The 17,793-nt window shown below is 60.1% G+C and carries 15 protein-coding genes; 4 read left to right on the plus strand and 11 right to left on the minus strand.

The features are described 5' to 3' along the window. Positions 1-110: 110 nt before the first annotated feature. Positions 111-2,018 carry a 3-dehydroshikimate dehydratase QuiC gene (gene quiC / locus HU760_RS10760; protein ID WP_186677204.1) on the plus strand — a complete coding sequence of 636 codons (1,908 nt, stop codon included), beginning with the start codon at positions 111-113 and terminating at the stop codon, positions 2,016-2,018. Positions 2,019-2,037: 19 nt separating this feature from the next. Here quiC and HU760_RS10765 read toward each other — a convergent pair whose 3' ends face one another. From HU760_RS10765 to HU760_RS10810, 10 genes are all read right to left on the minus strand, one after another. Then, on the minus strand, positions 2,038-2,706 hold the full coding sequence (locus tag HU760_RS10765; protein ID WP_186677203.1) for a class I SAM-dependent methyltransferase: 669 nt from the start codon (positions 2,704-2,706) through the stop codon (positions 2,038-2,040). A 17-nt stretch (positions 2,707-2,723) separates the two neighbouring features. Further along, positions 2,724-3,587 (minus strand): sensor domain-containing diguanylate cyclase, encoded by an 864-nt coding sequence (locus tag HU760_RS10770; RefSeq protein ID WP_186677202.1) that lies wholly within the window; start codon positions 3,585-3,587, stop codon positions 2,724-2,726. Between the two features lie 91 nt (positions 3,588-3,678). Beyond that, positions 3,679-5,007: a TolC family outer membrane protein gene (locus HU760_RS10775; protein WP_186677200.1), complete on the minus strand. Its 1,329-nt coding sequence runs from the start codon at positions 5,005-5,007 to the stop codon at positions 3,679-3,681. Position 5,008: 1 nt separating this feature from the next. Further along, on the minus strand, positions 5,009-6,349 hold the full coding sequence (locus HU760_RS10780; RefSeq protein ID WP_186677197.1) for an HlyD family type I secretion periplasmic adaptor subunit: 1,341 nt from the start codon (positions 6,347-6,349) through the stop codon (positions 5,009-5,011). Positions 6,350-6,355: 6 nt separating this feature from the next. Beyond that, a complete protein-coding gene (locus HU760_RS10785) occupies positions 6,356-8,092 on the minus strand; it encodes a type I secretion system permease/ATPase (RefSeq protein WP_186677195.1) in 1,737 nt (578 codons plus the stop codon). A gap of 347 nt (positions 8,093-8,439) precedes the next feature. Next, positions 8,440-9,147, minus strand: coding sequence for an ATP-binding cassette domain-containing protein (locus tag HU760_RS10790; RefSeq protein WP_186677193.1), 708 nt, complete (start codon positions 9,145-9,147; stop codon positions 8,440-8,442). After that, positions 9,144-9,896, minus strand: coding sequence for a hypothetical protein (locus HU760_RS10795; RefSeq protein ID WP_186677185.1), 753 nt, complete (start codon positions 9,894-9,896; stop codon positions 9,144-9,146). The genes HU760_RS10790 and HU760_RS10795 overlap by 4 nt, the downstream gene beginning before the upstream one ends. Beyond that, on the minus strand, positions 9,893-11,098 hold the full coding sequence (locus tag HU760_RS10800; RefSeq protein ID WP_186677182.1) for a YcaO-like family protein: 1,206 nt from the start codon (positions 11,096-11,098) through the stop codon (positions 9,893-9,895). The genes HU760_RS10795 and HU760_RS10800 overlap by 4 nt, the downstream gene beginning before the upstream one ends. Before the next feature lie 789 nt (positions 11,099-11,887). Further along, entirely contained in the window at positions 11,888-12,754 is an 867-nt protein-coding gene (locus HU760_RS10805; RefSeq protein WP_186677173.1) for an McbB family protein, read from the minus strand. Positions 12,755-12,812: 58 nt separating this feature from the next. Beyond that, on the minus strand, positions 12,813-13,016 hold the full coding sequence (locus tag HU760_RS10810) for a hypothetical protein (RefSeq protein ID WP_186677164.1): 204 nt from the start codon (positions 13,014-13,016) through the stop codon (positions 12,813-12,815). Between the two features lie 427 nt (positions 13,017-13,443). On the opposite strand from HU760_RS10810, the gene HU760_RS10815 reads away from it, so the two are divergent. Next, positions 13,444-13,620: a hypothetical protein gene (locus HU760_RS10815; RefSeq protein ID WP_186677162.1), complete on the plus strand. Its 177-nt coding sequence runs from the start codon at positions 13,444-13,446 to the stop codon at positions 13,618-13,620. A 156-nt stretch (positions 13,621-13,776) separates the two neighbouring features. Next, positions 13,777-14,262, plus strand: a complete 486-nt coding sequence (locus HU760_RS10820) for an isochorismatase family protein (RefSeq protein ID WP_186677161.1) — start codon at positions 13,777-13,779, stop codon at positions 14,260-14,262. Between the two features lie 134 nt (positions 14,263-14,396). Here the strand turns inward: HU760_RS10820 and HU760_RS10825 are convergent, their stop codons facing one another. Further along, positions 14,397-15,095, minus strand: a complete 699-nt coding sequence (locus tag HU760_RS10825) for a pirin family protein (RefSeq protein WP_186677159.1) — start codon at positions 15,093-15,095, stop codon at positions 14,397-14,399. Positions 15,096-15,270: 175 nt separating this feature from the next. Here HU760_RS10825 and HU760_RS10830 point away from each other — a divergent pair, with 175 nt between their 5' ends. Then, a complete protein-coding gene (locus HU760_RS10830; protein WP_186677157.1) occupies positions 15,271-17,787 on the plus strand; it encodes a UvrD-helicase domain-containing protein in 2,517 nt (838 codons plus the stop codon). The last annotated feature ends 6 nt before the right edge of the window (positions 17,788-17,793 follow it).

The raw sequence follows: 17,793 nt of genomic DNA on the forward strand, positions 1-17,793 counted from the left end.
AAATATTGAAGCGCCGACTTTACCTGCGAATAATCGATCGTGCCAGAAACGGTGACCGGTGCTTGCTTGCGCCTGGCACCGTCAGCCTCTAACAACAAGGAACTCCCGCCATGCAGCGTTCGATCGCCACTGTGTCCTTGAGCGGCACCCTGCCGGAAAAGCTCGAAGCCATCGCCGCCGCCGGTTTCGACGGCGTCGAGATCTTCGAGAACGACCTGCTTTATTACGCCGGCAGCCCGCGCCAGGTACGGCAGATGTGTGCTGATGCAGGCCTTGCCATCACCCTGTTCCAGCCATTTCGAGACTTTGAAGGCTGCCGCCGCGACCGCCTGCAGAAAAACCTCGACCGTGCCGAGCGCAAGTTCGACCTGATGCAGGAACTGGGCACCGACCTGGTGCTGGTGTGCAGCAACGTCCAGGCCGATGCCTTGGGAGAGGAGCAATTGCTGGTCGACGACCTGCGCCTGCTGGCCGAGCACGCCGGCAAACGCGGCCTGCGCATTGGCTACGAAGCCCTGGCCTGGGGCCGCCACGTCAACACCTACCAGCAAGTCTGGAACCTGGTACGCCAGGCTGACCACCCGGCCCTCGGGGTAATCCTCGACAGCTTCCACACGCTGTCGTTGAAGGGCGACCCGCGGGCGATCCGCGACATTCCCGGCGACAAGATCTTCTTCGTACAGATGGCCGACGCGCCGATCCTGGCCATGGACGTGCTGGAGTGGAGCCGCCACTTCCGCTGTTTCCCGGGGCAGGGCGAGATGGACATGGCCGGTTTCCTGGCGCCGATCCTGGCCACCGGCTACCGCGGCCCGCTGTCGCTGGAAATATTCAATGACGGCTTCCGCGCCGCGCCGCCCCGGCAGAATGCCGCCGACGGCCTGCGCTCGTTGCTGTACCTCGAAGAGCAGACTCGCCTGCGCCTGGAGCAGGAGGGTACGCCGATCGAACCCGGCGTGCTGTTCAGCCCACCGGCGGCCAGCACTTATGACGGTGTCGAGTTCCTCGAATTCGCGGTTGACGAAGCCGTTGGCGCGCGCCTGGGCGGTTGGCTGAAGCGCCTGGGCTTTGCCGAAGCCGGCAAGCACCGCAGCAAAGAGGTGCAACTGCTGCGCCAGGGCGATATCAATATCGTCCTTAACGCCGAACCGTATTCCTTTGGTCACAACTTCTTCGAGGCCCACGGCCCGTCGCTGTGCGCCACTGCCCTGCGGGTCAAGGACCAGCAAGCGGCGCTGAAGCGCGCCACCGCCTTCCGTGGCCAACCGTTCCGTGGCCTGGTCGGCCCCAACGAGTGCGAAGTGCCGGCGGTACGTGCACCGGATGGCAGCCTGTTGTACCTGGTGGAGCAGGGCACGGCCGGCCAGACCCTGTATGACACCGACTTCAGCCTGGACAAGAACGCCAGCGCCACCGGTGGCCTGCGCCGCATCGACCACATGGCGCTGGCCCTGCCGGCTGAATCGCTGGACAGCTGGGTGCTGTTCTACAAGAGCCTGTTCGGCTTCGCCGCCGACGATGAAGTGGTGTTGCCCGACCCTTACGGCCTGGTCAAGAGCCGCGCCCTGCGCAGCCAGTGCGGTACCTTGCGCCTGCCCCTGAATATCTCGGAAAACCGCAACACCGCCATTGCCCATGCGCTGTCCAGCTACCGGGGTTCAGGTGTGCACCATATTGCCTTCGACTGTGACGACATCTTCCGTGAAGTGGCGCGTGCCAAGCTGGCCGGGGTGCCGCTGCTGGAAATTCCGCTGAACTACTACGACGACCTGGCGGCGCGCTTCGATTTCGATGACGAATTCCTCAGCGAACTGGCGTACTACAACGTGCTGTACGACCGTGATGCGCAGGGTGGCGAGTTGTTCCATGTGTACACCGAGCCGTTCGAGGAGCGCTTTTTCTTCGAGATCATCCAGCGCAAGGGCGGCTATGCCGGTTACGGTGCGGCCAACGTGGCGGTGCGCCTGGCGGCCATGGCCAAGGCCCGCAGTGGGGCAGTGCGAAAGCCGGTGCTCTGAACGCTGGCCCCTGATCGCTTCAGGGGCGTTCAGCTATCATCAGCAGTGACTGCGGCACCGCGCTCTGCGGGTGCTGCGGCTCCTGCAGGCTGGCCAGCCGCAACCCGGCCATGTCCAGCGCAGTCAGCCAACTGGCCAGGGTGCGGAAGTACCAGGGCATCACCTGCCAATCCCCGGCCAACTCGGTAAACGACTCCTCCCGCCAACCGTCCTGGTATTCACCATCGGCCACACTCCACGGGTGCAGGGTCTGGACCACCAGCGCGCCACCGGGCAACAGCAAGTCGCGCATGACCGCCAGCAACGGAATGATGTCCTGCTGCAACAGGGCGAAGTTGGCGCAGATCAGGTCGTAGTCCTGGCCTACCTGCGCTTGCCCATTGGCCAGCTGGGCAAAGCGGGCCAGGTGCACCTGTGCGCTGCCCGCAGCGCGCGCGGCTTGCACCAGTGCCGGGTCTGCGTCGACCCCCACTGCCTGGATGCCACGCTCGCCCAGTGCGCGCAGCAACCAGCCCTCGCCACAGCCCAGGTCCAGCACGCGTTGCGGCTGACGGCCCAGGATGGCCAACAGGATGGCCTGGTCAGTGACCTGGCGGCGGCTCGCGATAGCGCCGCTGCGCACGGCTGCGATCCACGCCTGGGCATTGTGCTGCCAGCTGGCGAGCAAGGCCTCTTCCGGGTTGTGCATGGTCGGTATCCTCGCGGTCAACCGGCCGCCGCGCGCTGACGTTTGATCCGGTACATCTGCCCGTCGGCATGGCGCAGCAGTGTGTCGGCGTCGTTGCCGTCCTCCGGGAAGCAGGCCACGCCGATGCTGCAGGTGGGGGTGGCGATGCCGGCGAATTCGGCGCCGAGCGGCTCGGCCATGGTCGCCAGTATCCGTGTCACGCGCTCGGCAATGACCTCTGGCGAGGGGCAATCGGGCAGCAGCACGGTGAACTCGTCACCGCCCATCCGCGCTACCGTGTCGGTGGCGCCCACGCAGCTTTCCAGGCGCCGGGCCAGGGTGCACAGCACCCGGTCGCCCATGCTGTGCCCGTGGTTGTCGTTGATCTGCTTGAAATCATTGATATCGAGGAACAGCAGGGCCAGTGGCCGATCATGGCGGCGGGCCGCAGCAAGGGCGGTGTCCAGCTGTTCATTGAACCTGGTGCGGTTGGCCAGCCGGGTCAGCGGGTCATGGTGGGCCAGGAAGCGCAGCTCCTCTTCAGCCTGGCACTGGGCGGTCACATCCCGCGCCACACCGATGCGGGCATTGGCCTCGTCGGACCAGCAGGCCGCCCACAGGATATGCACCACGCCGCCATCCTTGCGGATATAGCGGTTGCGGAAGTCGTAATGAGGGTGGCCACTCATCACTCGCACGATCGAGGCGCGGGTCATCGCCAGGTCGTCAGGGTGCATGTAGTCGGTGATCAGGGTGCCGACCAGTTCGCTGGCCTGGTAGCCCAGCAACGCCTCGCAGGCATCGCTGACGAAGACGATCTGGTTGTTGCGATCGACCACGAATACCGTGTCCAGCATCAGGTGGATCAGCCTGGGGTACAACGTTTGCAGGTCTACGGGCATGGGTCAGGACGTCCGCGGCAGGGTGACCGATCATAGCCTGAATCCGGCAACCTGCGGCAAGCACCGTTGCCGCGGCGACAGCGGCCGACACTCAATTGCTGACCACCAGCTCTGGCCCGAGGTAGTCGTTGATCTGCTGGATATCGTCGTCGCCCAGGCTACCGACCGACGAGGCGAGGCGCAGCCGCGACAACAGGTAGTTCAACTTCGCCTCGAACAGGTCGTGGCGGGCGTCGTACAGCAACTCCTCGGCATTGAGCACATCCGAGTTGGTGCTGGTGCCGCCTTCCTTGAAGCCCTTGCGGGTCGAGAGCAGCGAGCGCTCGTTGGAGGCCACCGCCTTTTCCAGCGCCTGGACACGCAAGGCGCCACTCTGCACGCCATGAAACTCACGGGTGGTTTCGGAAATCACCGCCTGGCGGGCGGCGTCCAGCTCATCCAGGGCCTTGGAACTGTTGGCGCCGGCCTGGCGGGTGAGGGCGCTGGTGCCGCCGCCGCTGTACAGCGGAATGTTCAGCTCCAGCCCGACCGAGCTGTAATGGTTGCGCTGGTTCAGCTCGGAAATCGACTGGCTGCTGCTGGCGGTATAGCCCGCGACGAAGTCCAGGGTTGGCCAGTGCCCGGCGCGGGCGCGTTTCACTTCTTCTGCGGCCACCTCATAGCTATGCCGGCGGGCTTGAATCAGGGGGCTGTCGGCCTGGGCCTTGACCAGCCAGTCCTGCAGGTTGTCCGGCAGCAGCGGTGGGGTGCTGAAACCGGGCTGCAAGGTGGTCAGCGACGCTGGGGTTTCACCGATGAACTCCTCCAGCTTGCGGCGGGCATTGACCAGGTTGTCCTGGGCTTCGATCAGGTCGGCTTCGGCCAGGTCGCGGCGGGCAACCGACTCGTCGATGTCGGTGACGGTGCCGTCACCCAGTTCCATGCGCCGCCTGGCCGACGCCAGCTGCTCTTCGAAGGCATTGAGCTTGGCCTTGGCCAGGTTGATGGTTTCGCTGGCCAGCAGCACGTCGAAGTAGGCTTCGGCCAGGCTCACCGCAGCGTCCTGGCTCTTGGCATCGAACACCGCCACGCTGTACTCGGCACGTTGCTGGCCCTGGCGGTACTCGGCCATCTTCTGCTTGTTGAACAATGGCTGGCGCAGGCGCACGCTGGCGCCCTTGGAGTCGTAATCCAGGTCCCTGTCCAGGCCATACTGGCTCTGGCTGCCGTTGATCTTGTTGAAATAGCCCACGGCGTTGATCTGTGGCAGCAACCCGGCCTGGCCGATCGCCCGGTTCTCGCTGCCGGCCTGTTTCTCGTGCACGGCGGCCTGGTAGATCGGGCCCTGGTACTGCAACAGGTCCCAGGCTTGCTTGAGGTCCATGGCGCTGGCCTGCATGGCCACCCCCAACAGGCACAGCATCAGGCACGGGCGGTTCATGTCATTGCTCCTTGAATGCAGCATCCACGCGTTCGAGCATCGGTTTGAGCAGGTAGCTGAGCAGGTTGCGTTCTCCGGTCTTGATGGTGACGGTGGCCGGCATGCCGGGGCGGATGTGGTTGCTGCCGAGCAGGCCCATGCCGGCCTGGGTCACTTCCACCTGGGCCAGGTAGAACGGTTGTTTGCTTTCCTCGTCGATCAGGCGGTCGGCGGACACGGTCTTGACCCGCCCCGGGATATTGGGTGTGCGTGCATGGTTGAAGGCCGGGAAGGCGATGTCCACGTCCAGGCCAGGAACCATCTTGTCGATGGCCTGCACCGGGATCATCGCGTCGACCTGCAGCGGTTGGTCGAGCGGTACCACTTCCATGATCTTCGCCCCTGGCTGGATGATGCCGCCGACCGTGGCAATGCTCAGCGCCTGGACCATGCCGTCGATCGGCGAACGGATCACCGTGTGGGTCACCTCATAGTCCAGCGCGCGCAGGCGGTCGGCCAGGGTGGTGTTTTCCTTGGCGGTGTCGGTCAGTTGCGACTCCACTTCCTTCAGGTAGTCGTGCTGGCGCTGGAGGATGCGCAGCTTGATCTCGGTGGCCTGGCTGCGTGCCCGGGCGATGTTGTTGAGGTTCTCGGCCTGGCCGGCGGACAGGTCGGCATTGTTGCGCTCCAGTTCCAGCAGGCGGTTGCGCGGCACATAACCTTCGGCAGCCAGCACGCGGGTGCCCTGCAGTTCCTGGTTGAGGAAGCCGATCTGCGAGGCGCGGGCCCCGTACACCTGCTGCAGGCCCTTGAGTTGTACCGCCGTGGCGGCCAGGTTTTCCTTGAGGATGCTCAGCTCGCCGGCCAGGCCGGCGCGGCGGGTTTCCAGCAGGCGCTGTTGCAGGTCCATGGCCGCCAGCAGGCGCGGGTCGTTACCATAGCGCTTGAGCAGGGCAGGGTCGAAGGTAATGCTGTCACGGCCGTCGCGCTCGGCTTCCAGGCGGTTTTCCACGGTCTTGCCGACAATGTACTGGGCACTGACCGCGCCCTGTTCGGCCACTGCCCGTAGCGCGTCGAGGCGTACCACTTCCTGGTCCTTCTTCACCACGTCGCCTTCGCGCACCAGGATCGCCTCGACCGTGCCGCCACTCAGGTGCTGCACCGCCTTGCGGTTGCTGGTGACCTTGACCGTGCCCGTGGCGACCACCCCGGCATCCAGGGGGGCCAGGCCCGACCACAGCAGGAAACCGCCAAAGCCGGCGATCACCAGCCACAGGCCCCAGCGGGCCGGCCGGCCGGCGTCCAGGTCAATCAGGTGCGGGGCCTCGGCGGGAATCAACTCGGTGTGGTGGGTCATCGGCATGAGCGGTCACTCCCGTGCTTTCACCGAAGCCAGCGGTGCCGCGCTCGCCGCCGGGATCACGCTGGCCTTGCGCAGCGCCGTGAACACTTCGTCGCGGCTGCCGAGCATCTGCACGGCGCCGTCACGCAGCATCAGCACCTGGTCGACCGCGCACAGCACGTTGGGCCGATGGGAAATCAGGATCACGGTTGCCCCGCGCGCCTTGAGTTCGGCCAGTGCATCGACCAGGGCCTTTTCCCCGACGTCGTCGAGGTTGGCGTTGGGCTCGTCAAGCACCACCAGGTTGGGCTCGCCGTAGAGCGCGCGGGCCAAGGCAATGCGTTGCTTCTGGCCACCGGAGAGTGGCGAGCCATCGGCCGCCAGGCGGGTGTCATAGCCCTGCGGGAAGCGCAGGATCATGTCGTGCACGCCGCTGCTGCGGGCCGCACGGATCACCGCTTCGCTGTCCACTTCGGCAAAGCGGGCAATGTTTTCGGCGATGGTGCCCTCGAGCAGCTCGACGTCCTGTGGCAGATAGCCAAGCCAGGGCCCCAGTTCGGCCTTGTTCCAGTTGAAGATGTCCGCGCCGTCCAGGCGCACCTTGCCGACCTGGGCCGGCCATACGCCGACCAGCAGGCGGGCGAGGGTGGACTTGCCCGAGGCCGACGGGCCGATGATCCCCAGGCTTTCGCCCGGGGTCAGGCTGAAGCTCACCCCACGCACGATGGGCGTGTTGCTGCCGGGGGCGCTGGCGATCACGTTTTCCACGGCCAGCATGCCCAGTGGGCGTTGCAATGGCATGCCCGATGGCCGCTGCGGGTAGTCCCGCAGCAGCTCGTTCAGCCGGCCCCAGGCCGAACGGCAACCCAGCAACTGCTTCCACGAGGCAATCACCTGTTCTACCGGGGCCAGGGCACGGCCGGCCAGGATCGAGCAGGCGATCATCATGCCCGGGGTGATCTTGCCTTCGATCGCCAGCAGTGCGCCGGTACCGAGGATGACCGACTGCAAGGTAATGCGCACGAAACGCCCGGTGCTGCTGATCAGTGCGGCACGGTCGGAGGCCAGTGTCTGCATCTGCAGGATGCGCAGGTGGCCTTGATACCAGCGCTTGCCGATCGCCGGCAGCATGCCCATGGCCTCGATCACTTCGGCATTGCGCAGGTTGTTGTTGGCATAGCTGGCTGACGACAGGGCCGCCTGGTTGGCTTCGGCCAAGGGTTTTTGCGTGGCTTTCTCGGTGAGGTAGGCCAGGGCCACCAGGATCAGCGAGCCGATCAGCGTGACCAGCCCCAGCAGCGGATGGATCAGGTAGCTGACCAGCAGGTAGATCGGCGTCCAGGGTGCATCGAAGAAGGCGAACAGGCCGCTGCCGGTGAGAAACTGGCGCACCTGTGCCAGGTCATGCAGGGCCTGGGCCGGGTTGCCGCCGGCACGGCTGAGGTTGCGCTCGAAGGCGGCGCTGAAGATGCGCCGGTTGAGGTCCATGTCCAGATAGTTGCCGACCCGGATCAGTACCCGGGTGCGGATCATCTCCAGTGCCGACATCATCATGTACAGGCCGATGACCAGCAACGTGAGCATGCCCAGGGTGGTGAGGTTGCGGCTGACCAGCGCGCGGTCGTACACCTGCAACATATATACCGCTGGCGTCAACATCATGGCGTTTATCACACCGCTGAAGGCGCCCAGGGCGAAAAAGCTGCGACGCAGGCTGAACAATACCTCGGCCAGTTCGGAACGGCTGCGTGGCGGCTTGTGCATCAGTGGCCCCCTTTCACAAAACGGGGAAGCCCGTTGCGGCGCCCCGTACAGCGGTAGTCGTGGCTTCTGGTCGGCTAACAGGCGGGGCGCTTGAAGGGCAAGTGGACCAACGCGCCGCGTTGCTTTCATATGTTGGAGCGTAGGTTGCAGCGAAACGACCGATAATATCGATTTGCTCTATCGCTACTTTGAACCCTTTATAAGTGGCGGGAAAACATCCGCTTGCAACGCATTCTCAGCAGCTTGCAAGCGTTCCGGACGAAATATTGACAGCACACAGCGATGGCACCGTTGCGGATGCTTCACGGACACGCCGGTGCCATGCCTTCACACCTGCTGCGCAGACGTCAACTCTGCATCGAGGCATTGATAAAGGCCTCGTCGAGTGTGGTCGCCTGGTGTGCTGCCAGAAATTGTTCGCCGCTTGCGAACGCATCGAGTTGGCCGCGCGCCAGCATGTAGAACCGATCGCAGCAGTCGACGACTTCCTGCGTGTAGTGCGATGAGACCAGCACGCTTGCGCCGTCCTTGCAGGCGCTGCTGATGCCAAGCCATATGTAATGCCGGAATTCCGGATCCACGCCGGCAGTAGGTTCATCGAGAATGATCAGGTCGCTGTCCATCAGCAAAAGCGTCAGGGTGAAATAGCTGCGAATCTCGCCATAGCTGCAGGTGGAGGCCTTTTTCCGGGATATCTCGGCATACCGCCGGCCGAGGGCAGGGGACCAGGTGCACAGCCGTGAAAGGATATCCGCATGACTGGGCGCGCAGGCTGCGTTCAGCAGGGTAACCAGGGCGCCGGCGTCTACCATCCGCAATGCTGGAGGAGGCGTCAGCACCTGGGTCAGATATACCTGTCGGTGCGAGGCATTGACGATGTTCCCGCTGCGAGGCGCTCTCAATGCGCAGATAAGGTCGAACAACGTGGTCTTGCCGGCCCCATTGCAGCCTAGTATTCCAACTGTCTCACCTTTGGCCAAATGCAGAGATACGTCTTCTAGAAACGGTTCGGCAGTGTAGGCGAAACCAATACGGTCAAGGGTCAGGATGTTCATGAGTATCGACTCCAGATGGGTTGGATCCGGAAGTACCTGGCCGTCAACAGCAAGCCTGCGGACAACGCGGCCCAGGCGGCGATGAAACTGCCTGACAAGGAGTAAGTGCCGTTGACAATCTGTGTGGTCAGGAATAGCGGATTGACGCTGTTGACCCACGAGTGGGCGAGTGGGGCGTGGGCCGCCGCGGCATAACCGGAAACCAGCATCAGGAAAGAGACCACGGAAAACAAAGTGCCGGCGGTGCTGAACTTCAGCGGCAGTGCGGCGATGGCGAGACCGATGCAGGAAAATGCCAAGTATCCAGTGTAGAAGCCGGCCAGCAACACAGCAAACTCAGTCAGCGAGTAGTGGCCGTAGAGTGGTTTGGTCGCGGCATAGAACAAGCTGCAGTAAAGGATGCTGATTATCGTGTAGCTGGTAGTGTGCGAGGCAAGGAACAGGAGGATGGCCTTTCGTTGGTAGATGAACGAGCGAATGAAGCCACTTTCGCGACGCCCGATCAGGTAGAAACTGAAGCCGAAAAACGCCACGTTTGCGGAAATGTATGCGTAGAACCAGGCGGCATCCGTCTGGTAATCCATGCTGCCTGGCCGGTAGCTGGATGTCACGATCATGAACATCAGGCAAGGGGCGAGGCCTGTCCACAGAAGGGCGGAGGGTTCTCTAAGATGTTCTTTAATTAATATCCGGGATATTTTTAAAATTCCATTGAGTTGTGATGCTAAGGAGATGGTATGACTATTCATGGGAATGGCACCATTTTGTTTAATTGTTTCGGAAGGATGCTATTTTCAAACGATTGAGAATATCGATTGCGCAGATTGAAATGTGAGGCGTTGTTCATGTGTAGGAATAAATTTGGTGAAACGTATTTGCAGAAATATAGGGTAGACTTATTGAAATTTGACTGCGATACATACAGGTATCCGTCTAGGTTCTGTCTATTTATTGCGGATATGATATTGTTTAGGTTAAATTCTGTTGGGTTCAACTGCGCAGTGTTGCGGGTCTCTTGTTTGGCGATATTGGTAATGTTTTGGTAGGTGTCATATTGGTTGCAATTGATAAAGTGTCGCAAATATGGGTCTTCAATGTTGTCTGTTTTGAATGGTTCGTTATAGAGGGAGTGCATGAATCGGAAAGTTTGCCATAATTCTATTGTTGCTTTTTCTAAGGCGTCGCTGGTGTTTTTGGCATAAGCCATTCCTGCGCAATATTGAACGGGTTGCCTTTGGTTGTTGTCGTTTCCATAATAAAGCAAGATGCAGCTGCCGGGAGAGTTGTTGTCGGTAAGATTGAGTATGGTTAGTTTTCCAGACTTTTTTAGCTCTCTGAACAGTTGTAGGCTTGCGCTGTTCCTGAGCGCTGCGTAGCCCTGTTCGAATTCGAGAGATTCAGTGCATACGCCTGTCAGCCAGAACCGTAGCAAGAATTGTCGCTCTAACGACTCTTTTAGCGCTCCGGTGATTGAATGCTCCAAAGTAACGTGTGCACTACATCCGCAAGTGTCCCTCATTGGGTAGATCAAGTTGTCTGTAGGATTTTCGCTAGGTAAAATTGAAATGCAGGCTGTGGGGATTCTGCATGCTGTGAAGTTGGTTAATCTATATGCGTTAGTAAAGCTTAGTTGAAGTGTTTTCAGGTCGTCATGCGTGTAAGTGCTAGAGGTTTGCGTAAATGCTGTATAGAATGCGTCACATTCTTCAGGGGTTAGTTCTAGGTCTAGGGTGCTAAGTTTATGTGTCGGAATGTCTAGGTAAAAATGCTTGCGCTCGAAGTGTTCTCCAAGAGCGCTATTTGCTAAAACGGTTGACCAGCCACTGCTTGATCCATAGGTTTGCCAGCGTGTGGCACATTCGATACTGTGCGGAAAGTGCGCTACTGCATTTGGGCGGTGAAATACAAAATCAGCATGGTTGGGTGTATGTACTTCGTTAAGGGTGTTCATTGTTTTAGCCTACTAGTTGAATACATGCAGGTAGAAGTAATGCAGGGTTCAGCCTGAGCAGTCGAGTGATTTCATGGTCGGTAAAACCAGACAAGGGTCGACTTCTCAAACTGAGTTCTTTGCAGCGTAAATCTATTAGCATGTACATTGATCCAACTTCCATTAGTGCTAAGCGGTAACCCCTGTACCGATATTTGAATAGCGCTTTTGGAAGGTAGATGAAGTAAATTAGAGCCCAGCTCGCTGAGCCCGTATCTGCAGCTTGAGAGGTGATCGCGCTTCTGAGTTTCTGCAGGTTGATTTCAGGGGTGTGCAGTTCGAAAGTCTTCGAGGCGGGTAATAGATGTAATACGCTGCTACCACCCGGCCAAGGATTACTATCATGATTAAGGTTTACGCAAAACACCTCGACCGGATAGAGGGCCCCGCCGCTTGGATAGCCTCTCCTGTAGGTTGAATTGTCTTTTATGAGCAGCGGAGAGAGGAGGGCTCGGAGGGAGTCGTAAGACAGTGGTCGACCATCGAATCTGTCACAAGAGTCTGTTCTGCATAGCTGGTGATCTGAAGACAAAGGCGCTAAAAAAAATTGGTCGGAGGGTTCGTTGTCAAGTATATTTAATCTGAGTTCGTTGCCGGTTAGTTTGTCTAATTCACTGGCAGGAATGTGATGGAGCGTACTCATGTGTCGAACAGAGTCGTGGGTCACATAGTTGCCCTTGGCATGGAAAAAAAGAGTTTCGTCTAGTACATCCTGTTGAGTGTATTTTAAATATTGGTCATGAGAGATATTCATGGTTTTAATCCTAAGCATTCACAAAATGGCCAGTGGACATTACAGTCTTCTGTAGTTTCTCCGCTAGTTAAGTCAAGTGTTCTTGATAGTAAAACTTGGTCTTGGGTTCGCCTGGCTCTCTGATGATAAGTAAGTTGGTGCGAAAACGACGTAATTGTTCCTAGGATGAGTGCATTTTGAAACTCGTCAATTTTTGTCGTGGGTAAATCAATTTTCCTGGTTAGGCAGAAAGTCCATATCTTGCTCCAGTAGTGTTGGCTGGATCTCAAGGTTTCGTAGTGAGCTATCCGGTCGAGCGTACAAAAAGCACATGGGTTACCCACGTCGGGAATATACGCCGCCGTTAAGTGAAAGTGTCGCCCGCTTATGAAGCCTACGCTGAAGCCGCAATGAGGATTCCTCTGGGCGAGGTTTGTGTAAATCGTTCTAAGTTCTTTGGGTTTTAGCTTTAGGTAAACGAATATGAAGAGTGTTGGTTGGTCTGTGGGGATGGTTTCCACAGGAAGGGTTGTATGAAACTGAATTTTTCCACCAAGTCGCTTTGTCAAGCTGCATTTCAGTTCGGTGGAAACTTCCCAATCAGTGAAAACGGAGGTTTTCTTGAAGTAGGGTGATACGGCAGGTTCTCCAATAATTGTGAGTGACTTCAGAAAAGCAACTGTTGCTGTTGGGTCGAGTTGCTCGTTCTTTATGATTTGCTCAAGTTCAGCCTTGTTAATGGTTTCTTCCTGCTTTTCTTCAAGGCGCTGCAATACGCTAACCATTCTTGGGTCAGTTATTTTACTGAAGCCCGTGTTTGAATAAATCGTAGGCTGTTGGTCGAAGTTAAGAATTTCATAGTTATAAATGCGCATCTGATTCATATTCGGTCCTCTAAGTCGGTGCGGGCGCCCTGTTTGCAGGACGCTCGCTGATTACCTATTAATCCTCGGGGTCGCGGTTGGTAATAGCATTTCCTCCACCTTTGCAACCGCCACTGCCTCCGTTGCACCCTCCGCCACCTCCGCAGCCTCCACTACCACCACAACCTCCTGCACTACCAGACCCGCCAAAAAACTCTGCCTCTAACTCGCATTCTTTAGAAAGCTGCAGACTCATTAAGGTAACTCCAAATTCATCGTTCATTTGATTCTCCTTTTTTCTCCGCGAAATGCGGAGTAGTGGGAGTTCTAGAACGTAAATTGACAAGCGTCAATTGTTTCGCTGGCTGTGCCTTACGGTTTAGAGTTGTGCGCTGTTTATATATGAAGCTGTTTGTGGGATGTTTCTGATAAGTTGCTTCGAGCTATATCGAAATAGGGTTGGTGGGTGCGCTAAACGACTGAGTCGAGGGTAGGAAAATTCGGTTTCTTGACTAGGGTACTTCTTTGATAAATAGCAGACTGGTCGTATTTGATATGTAGGTCTTGAAAATTCGCAGAGTGCGACGTGGGTGTTGTTTAAAAACCAATAATTGTAACTTAATACGTCTGTCTCAAAGAATATAACCGGCCTCGGACAATATCACCGCGTTCGGCGTTTGGCCGCAGAACCAAAATTAGGGAGCGAACCGGTGAAGGTGCATGACAGCTTGAGGAGCAACCATGACGAGGTCGCTCTGAATGCGCTGGACGGCCAAGAGGTTTTTGCGCCGAATGGAACCCCGCGGGTCATCTGCGTAGCGGAGCTGGCTGAAGAGCTGGGCGATTATCAGATACCGCCTGCGGGCATCAATACGGTTTACCCGTAACGCCTGAATCGAGAAGATGTTGTGCTTTGACGAACATTTGAGTTCGTTCTGCTGCTTGGGGGCAGAACGACAAGGCCGCTTCAGCAGAGGCGTGGGGCGCTATCGGGGGGAAGACACGTTATACTCCGCGCCTTTTGCCAGTGCCGGAAGCCGCCCATGCGCCAGGTTTTGCTCATCGTCGATGTCCAGTCCACCTTCAGCCCGCCAGAGTGGCTGGTCGATGGCCTGCGCCGGTTATCAGCAAACATTCCCACCATTGCCTCGGTCGAACTGCACGACGAACAGGTCACCCCCTTCGAACGCCAGCTCGGCTGGCACCCGGCCGCCGAGGACGAAAACCTGGTCGAGGCTGACCAGGTCTTCGTCAAGCATGGCTATGGGCAGAGCGTCGAGGCTATCGCATACATCCGCGAGTTGGGCGTGGAGCGGGTGCTGGTGTGTGGGCTACAGACCGAGACCTGTGTACTGGCGGCTGGCTTTGCCCTGTTCGATGCCGGGTTGATGCCCACCCTGGTCACCGACATGACAGTCGGCTCCTCGCTGGATCGATCGGGCAAGCTGGGCATCGACCTGTGGAAGCATCACTTCCGCCAGGTCACCACCTCCGCCGAGGTGCTTGCCGAACTGGCCGTGCGAGGCTAGCCGGTGTTCGCGGCTGAAGCCGCTCAGGCCATGTAGGAGCGGATTTATCCGCGAAACAGGCGACGCGGTGGCTGGCACCGGCTGAAGCCGCTCCAGGTTGAGGAGCGGCCGCATCAAGCCGTCAGACGTAAGCTTCAGGCCACGTCGACCAGCACGATCTCGCTGTCCTCGATGGCGGTCACCCGCAACACCTGCTCCTGCTCGATCGCCACGCCATCGCGCGCCTTGGCCCGCAGCCCGTTGACCTCCACCAGCCCCTTGGCCGGCACCAGGTAGCCCCGGCGTGCGGCATCGAAGCGGTACTCGGCGGTTTCACCGGCGCGCAGGGTGGCAGCCACCAGGCGGGCATCGGTACGGATCTGCAGGCTGTCCTCATCACCCGCGCGGCCGCTGGCCAGGGTCACGAAGCCTTCGCCGCGCTCACCTTTGGGAAACGGCCGGGTGCCCCACTGCGGTGCTTCACCGGTACGCTCCGGCACGATCCAGATCTGGAAGATGCGCGTATCCACGTCTTCCAGGTTGTACTCGCTGTGCACGATGCCGGTACCGGCACTCATCACCTGCACGTCGCCGGCTTCGGTACGGCCTTTGTTACCCAGGCTGTCCTGGTGGCTGATGGCGCCTTCCCGCACATAGGTGATGATTTCCATGTCGCGGTGCGGATGCGGTGGGAAGCCGCTGCCGGCAGCGATCAGGTCGTCGTTCCATACCCGCAGGTTGCCCCAGTGCATGCGCGCCGGGTCGTAGTATTCGGCGAAGGAGAAATGGTGGTGGGCGTCGAGCCAGCCGTGGTTGGCATGGCCAAGGCTTTCGAACGGTCGCAGTTGCAGCATGGTCGTGCTCCTTGAATCAGGTGGAATGAGGCCATGATGCGTCAAAGAAGCATCGAAAATAAGCGTAAATATCGACTCAAAATAATCAGTAAAATCGATTATATAGGTGGCGTGTTTTGTTCGCTTCATCGCCTAATCCACTGATCTGCAAGCATTCGCTGGCGATTTCTTGTCGATGCGGCGAACATGCCCGCTGATTTTGTTTTTCAACGGAGTGACCGTGGCCCACGAGCAACCCCAGGCCCCCGCCGACCTTACCCCTCCTGCACAACTGCCTTGGTTTCGCCGCCTGGCGGCCCGCCTGCTGGGGCGTGGCCTGACCCGCCTGCAGGCCCAGCACCGCGACTCCTGGTTCCTTGGCCACGCCAGCGGCCAGCGCAGTGGCCATGCCGATGGCGTGCGTGAGGGGTTCGAACGCGGGCGGGTGGAAGGTTACGAGGCCGGGCGCCAGGTGCTGGTGATCCGTGACACCCGGCCAGACATGGCCGCCGTGCCGGGCCGGGATGACAACCTGTTCGATGACTGGCGCCTGCCCCTGACTGCCGAGCTGAAGAAGCGTTTCAAGGCCGATGTCGCCCAGCGTCTGCCCGCCGAGGCGCAACCCAGTGCCGCGCAATGGAAGCTGATTTTCAGTGACACACCGTCCACCTGCGTGGTGGCAGGGGCCGGGGCGGGCAAGTCCACCTCGCTGGTGCTGCGCATCCTGCTGTTGCGCCACTACCTGGGCTACGAGCTGGATGCGATGACCGTGGTCACCTTCACCCGCGAGTCGCGCAAGGACTTCATCAAGCGCCTGCTGCAGGTTTTCGCCCTGTGGCAGATCAACCTGCAACCGCCACAGGCCCGCGAGCTGGTGCGCACGTTCCACTCGCGCATCCTGCCGCTAGTGCGCAGCCTGCCGGGCTTTGGCCAGGTGCGCGCGTTCGAAACGCTGGGCAACGAGATGCCAGCCGGGCGTGAAGCCGAGGCCGAGAGCAACCCGTTCGACCTGCGCCTGAACGATGCCCAGCGCCAGCAGCTGAACCAGTGCTACAGCACCCTGCTGGGCGAGAGCCCGCGCTTTGCCGAGCTGGTCGGCCTGTTGCGCAGCGAAGCACTGCAACTGAAGCCGCTGGACCCGAACAACCCCGATGTGCAGAAGCGCGCCCAGGTAACCCAGCTGGCTGCCCAGCGCGACGAAGAACTGTGCGATGTGATCGAAGACCTGTGGTTCGCCGCCGGCGCCTGGCCGATCAAGGGCATCGAACCCTGCCGCGAGACCATCGAGATCCGTGGCAGCCGCTTCCATGTGCACGGTCGTCTGGCCGGCCAGGGGCCTTTGCTTGTGCTCGGCTTCGACCCTGCGGAAAGCGCGCAGTACCAGCGCCCCGGCGCCAAGCTGGCGGTGCGTGCCGAGTGGGCGGTCAAGCGCACCCTGTTGCAGGCCTTTTGCGACCAGCCGCTGATCTGGCTCGACAACTACGCCATGGCCCGGCGCCTGGCAGCCTCGCTGGCCGGTGATGCCGTGGCCGGCCCCGGCTTCGAATACAAGGTCAAGGGCGAACTGGCCCCGGCGCCACTGCTCGATGCCTTTGTCGGTGCGGCGAATTTCATCGAGAACCTCGGCCTGGAAGTGAACACTGCCGTGGCGGCGATGAGCTTCCCCTCCGGCGACAGCGATGCGCTGTTCTTCGAGGCCCTGGCCCTGTACTGGAAGGCCCTGGAGGCGCACCTGCTGGACCAGTCGCCGCCGGTGATGAGCTACAACCGCATGTTTGCCCTGTTCGGCGAAAACAACCCGGAAAACCTGCAACTGCTGCCCGACCCATTGCTGCGGCCGCTGGCGCACCTGATGATCGACGAGTTCCAGGACGTGTCGCCGCAGATCGTCAGCTGGCTGCGCGCCAGCCTCGCCGAGATCCGCCGCCGTGGCCCGGCGATGCACATCGGGCGCCATGCCCAGCATTCGTCGCTGCTGTGCGTCGGCGATGACTGGCAGTCGATCTACGGTTGGCGTGGCAGTTCGCCCAAGTACTTCATGGAGTTCACCAAGGCCTTCCCGTCGCCGGCCAACACCCGGGTGATGCTGGTCGACAACTACCGTTGCCAGCAGCAGGTGATCGACGCGGCCGAGCATCTGGTCAAGGGCACCCCGGCGATAGCCGGCAAGAAAGCCCGGGCCAGTGGCCCGGCGGCCGAGTTGCCAGGCTCGCCGGTCAAGGTGTTCGACCGTGACGAGGCAGCCCTGGGTGAAACCCTGATCGAGCACTACCAGCGTGGCGAGACGGTGATGATGCTTTACCGCAAGGGCAGCGACAGGGCGCTGATGAACGAGCACCTGCAAGGCGTGCTGCACGCCGAAGCGGCGTTGCCGGCCGAGCAGCGCCGCCTGCGCCAGTTGACCTACCACAGTGCCAAGGGCTTGCAGGCCGATGCAGTGTTCATGCTGGGCGACTGCCAGTACCTGACCAGCTCGCCCTACAAGAACCAGGTGTATCGCCAGGCCGGGCTGGGCAAGGCCGGTGATGCCCAGCCGTTCGATACCGCGCAGAAGGAAGAAGTGCAGCGCCTGGCCTACGTGGCGGTAACCCGCGCGATCAGGCACTGCTACTGGCATGTGGAGGCGGCCAACGCAGAGGCGGCGGCAGCGCCGCGTGCGTCGAGCCAGGTGGATGGGCGGCAGGCCTTCTTCGAAGACCTGCGTGGTCATTGATCAGTG

This window comes from Pseudomonas oryzicola, from assembly GCF_014269185.2.
Lineage (GTDB): Bacteria > Pseudomonadota > Gammaproteobacteria > Pseudomonadales > Pseudomonadaceae > Aquipseudomonas > Aquipseudomonas oryzicola.

What these genes read in the sequence shown, in the direction of transcription:
- HU760_RS10765 (WP_186677203.1), bottom strand. Translation starts at nt 2,706, where the DNA reads ATGCACAACCCGGAAGAGGCCTTGCTCGCCAGCTGGCAGCACAATGCC.
- HU760_RS10795 (WP_186677185.1), bottom strand. Translation starts at nt 9,896, where the DNA reads ATGAATAGTCATACCATCTCCTTAGCATCACAACTCAATGGAATTTTA.
- HU760_RS10785 (WP_186677195.1), bottom strand. Translation starts at nt 8,092, where the DNA reads ATGCACAAGCCGCCACGCAGCCGTTCCGAACTGGCCGAGGTATTGTTC.
- HU760_RS10790 (WP_186677193.1), bottom strand. Translation starts at nt 9,147, where the DNA reads ATGAACATCCTGACCCTTGACCGTATTGGTTTCGCCTACACTGCCGAA.
- HU760_RS10810 (WP_186677164.1), bottom strand. Translation starts at nt 13,016, where the DNA reads ATGAACGATGAATTTGGAGTTACCTTAATGAGTCTGCAGCTTTCTAAA.
- HU760_RS10775 (WP_186677200.1), bottom strand. Translation starts at nt 5,007, where the DNA reads ATGAACCGCCCGTGCCTGATGCTGTGCCTGTTGGGGGTGGCCATGCAG.
- HU760_RS10830 (WP_186677157.1), top strand. Translation starts at nt 15,271, where the DNA reads ATGCGGCGAACATGCCCGCTGATTTTGTTTTTCAACGGAGTGACCGTG.
- HU760_RS10780 (WP_186677197.1), bottom strand. Translation starts at nt 6,349, where the DNA reads ATGCCGATGACCCACCACACCGAGTTGATTCCCGCCGAGGCCCCGCAC.
- HU760_RS10805 (WP_186677173.1), bottom strand. Translation starts at nt 12,754, where the DNA reads ATGAATCAGATGCGCATTTATAACTATGAAATTCTTAACTTCGACCAA.
- HU760_RS10820 (WP_186677161.1), top strand. Translation starts at nt 13,777, where the DNA reads ATGCGCCAGGTTTTGCTCATCGTCGATGTCCAGTCCACCTTCAGCCCG.
- HU760_RS10770 (WP_186677202.1), bottom strand. Translation starts at nt 3,587, where the DNA reads ATGCCCGTAGACCTGCAAACGTTGTACCCCAGGCTGATCCACCTGATG.
- HU760_RS10800 (WP_186677182.1), bottom strand. Translation starts at nt 11,098, where the DNA reads ATGAACACCCTTAACGAAGTACATACACCCAACCATGCTGATTTTGTA.
- HU760_RS10825 (WP_186677159.1), bottom strand. Translation starts at nt 15,095, where the DNA reads ATGCTGCAACTGCGACCGTTCGAAAGCCTTGGCCATGCCAACCACGGC.
- quiC (WP_186677204.1), top strand. Translation starts at nt 111, where the DNA reads ATGCAGCGTTCGATCGCCACTGTGTCCTTGAGCGGCACCCTGCCGGAA.